This window comes from Kitasatospora sp. NPDC058965 (assembly GCF_042741245.1).
Classification (GTDB): domain Bacteria; phylum Actinomycetota; class Actinomycetes; order Streptomycetales; family Streptomycetaceae; genus Kitasatospora.
In genome coordinates, this window is sequence record NZ_JBHYKG010000539.1 from 1 (window position 1) to 2,787 (window position 2,787).

General features: G+C 75.1%; 2 protein-coding genes. Both read right to left on the bottom strand.

From position 1 onward, the window contains the following. Window positions 1-36: 36 nt before the first annotated feature. Window positions 37-1,161, bottom strand: coding sequence for a S1C family serine protease (locus ACFW1A_RS39820; protein WP_380418505.1), 1,125 nt, complete (start codon window positions 1,159-1,161; stop codon window positions 37-39). 105 nt (window positions 1,162-1,266) lie between these two features. Then, window positions 1,267-2,787 (bottom strand): PQQ-binding-like beta-propeller repeat protein (locus ACFW1A_RS39825; protein WP_380418508.1); only part of this gene is annotated, 1,521 nt, incomplete at its 5' end.

Sequence of the window (2,787 nt, forward strand, 5' to 3'; positions counted from 1 at the left end):
CCGCCGGACCGGTCCTTCGGCCCCTGCGACGCCGGATCAGGCTCCGAGCGTGCCCAGCGTGACGTCGGCCGTCTTGGTCTGGCCGCTGCGCACGTAGGTGACGGTGACCTTGCTGCCGGGGGTGAGCGAGGCGAGTGCCGTGGTCAGCGAGTTGATCGTGGTGATCGGGGTGTCGCCGATCTTGGTGATCACGTCGCCCGCCTGCAGCCCGGCCGAGGCGGCCGGGCCGCCCGCGGTGGTGGAGACGATCAGGACGCCGGCCGGCTTGTAGTCGCTGCCGTAGAAGGTCCGGGCGGTGATGCCGAGCCCGGCGCGGCCGGAGTTGGTGACCTTGCCGTCCTTGATCAGCTGGTCCGCGATGTTGGTGATGGTGGCGCTCGGGATCGCGAAGCCGATGCCCGGCGCGGCGCTGCCGTTGGTCTCCTGGTCGACCGCGGCCAGCGTGTTGATCCCGATCACCTGGCTGGACAGGTTGACCAGCGCGCCGCCGCTGTTGCCCGGGTTGATCGCGGCCGAGGTCTGCACCATGTTGCCGATGGTGGCGCCCGGCGAGTCGGCGCTCTTCGGCTCGGTGACGGTCCGCCCGGTGGCCGAGACGATGCCCTGGGTCACGCTGCTGGACAGGCCCAGCGGGCTGCCCATGGCCAGCGTGATCTGCCCGACCTCCACCTTGCCGCTGTCGCCGAAGACGGCCGGCTTGAGGCCGCCGGGCGGGCTGGAGAGCTTGATCACCGCCAGGTCGGAGTCCGGGTAGGAGCCGACCAGGGAGGCGTCCAGCAGGTTGGTGCTGTTGGCCAGGCTCACCTGGAAGGTGGTGGCGGTGCCGACCACGTGGGCGTTGGTGACGATGTCGCCCTTGTCGTCGTAGATGATCCCGGAGCCGAGCCCGGAGGCGGTGGTGATCTGCACCACCGAGGGCAGCACCTGGGTGATCACCCGCTGGTAGTCGTCCTGCAGCGAGTTGCTGACGGAGGGCGCGGCGCTGGCCCCGGCCGAGGAGGCGGTGGAGGAGCTGGACTTGCCGGAACTGGTGCAGCCGGCCAGCGCGAGCACGGCGGCCAGCGCCACCGCGCCCGGCAGCAGCAGCCGGTCGAGCAGCTTGGGCCCGGTCGGACGGGGACCGGCCGGGAAGGGGCGGGTGTGGTCCTTGGTGGAGTGCACCTGGGCTGCCTTTCGGGTTCGTCCGTGCGGGAATGCCACTCGGCCAGGGCCGAGTTTTGTCAGCATTTCACCGTTATGTCCGAATTCCCGTCAGCGGCGCGCCGCCTACCGCCCCTCCGGCACCGCCGTCCCGTAGACCGCGTCCAGCGCGTAGACGCAGCGGTCCTTGCTGCTCACGAAGACCCGACCGCCCGCGGTCACCGGAGATCCCGTCAGCTCGCCCTTGGTGCCCAGCTCCCAGCGCAGCCGCCCGCTGGCCAGGTCCACGGTGTGCAGCGAGTGGTCCCGGCTGCCCAGGTGGACCAGCCCGTCCGCGGCCGCGGGCGAGCCGACGATCTCGCCCCGGGCCGCGTACCGCCAGCGCTCGCGCCCGTCCGCCGTGTCGAAGGCGTAGAGCGTCTCCCCGCTGGCGATCAGCGCGGTCGACCCGGCCAGCAGCACCGGCTCGGCGCCCTGCCGGCTGGCCGTGCGGGCCTGCCAGCGCACCTGCCCGTTCGCACCGTCCAGCGCGTACAGGGTGCCCAGGTAGTCGGCCACGTAGACGACGGGCACCGCCGACTCGTCCAGCGTCGGCGGGGTGAACAGCACCACCGGCGCCTCGAACTGCCAGCGCTGCGCCCCGCTCGCAGCGTCCAGCGCCAGCACCCTGGTGCCGGCCGTCACGTAGACCGTCTGGCCGCGCACCGCGGGGCGGGACGGCACGTCGTCGCCGACCGGGAAGGTCCAGCGCGGCAGCCCGCCCCGGGCGTCCACGCAGCGCAGCCGCCCGCCGCCGTAGTAGTAGACCGCGCCGGCGACCAGTGCCGGCCCGGACTGCGGGTTCTCGTAGTCCTGCTGGGCGTCCTCCACCCGCCACAGCTCGGCCCCGCTGGCGGTGGAGCGCACCTGCACCCCGCCGCCGCGCAGCCCGCAGCAGAGCACCCCGTCGGCCGCGTCCAGCGAGTAGACCCAGCCGTCCAGCGAGGTGCGCCAGCGCTCGGTGCCGTCGGCCAGGTCCACCGTGTACAGGTGCGGGCCGTCGGCCGCGTGCACCCGCCCGGCGTCCACCGCGACCGCCCAGGCCACGTCCCGGGTCTTGTAGCGGCGCCGGCCGGAGGCGATGTCCAGTGCGTGCACCTCGAAGCTGGAGACCAGCAGGGTGCCGTCGGCCACCAGCGGGGTGCCCCAGACGTCGTTGGACATCCGGAACCGCCAGGGCCGCCAGCGCGAGCGCTCCACCGGCTGCACCGGCAGCGGCGCGGGCGCCGCCCCGGTGGCGGCGGCCCGGCGCACCCAGTCGGTCTCGGCCGGGGTCGGGCCGGTGGCCGCCCCCGGCTCGGTGTGCGCCTGCGGCCCGGGCCCTATCCCGACCGGGGCGCCGGCCAGCCGGACCTCCTGGGCCGGGTCGCGGCGGTGCCGGCGGGCACCGAGCTTGGCGGTGGCCGCCTCGCCGCCGGACGAGCCGCTCTGCGCGGGCAGCGCCCCGGTGCGCGGGTCGGCCACCTCCGGGCGCGGCGGGGCCACCGGGGCGCCCCAGGGGCCCGCACCGACCGGCGCGGGCACCGGCCCACTGGGCGTCAGGTAGGGCGCCGGCACCGCCGGCGGCAGCGCGGGCGGCGGCGGCACGGGGGCCGGCGCGGGCACGAC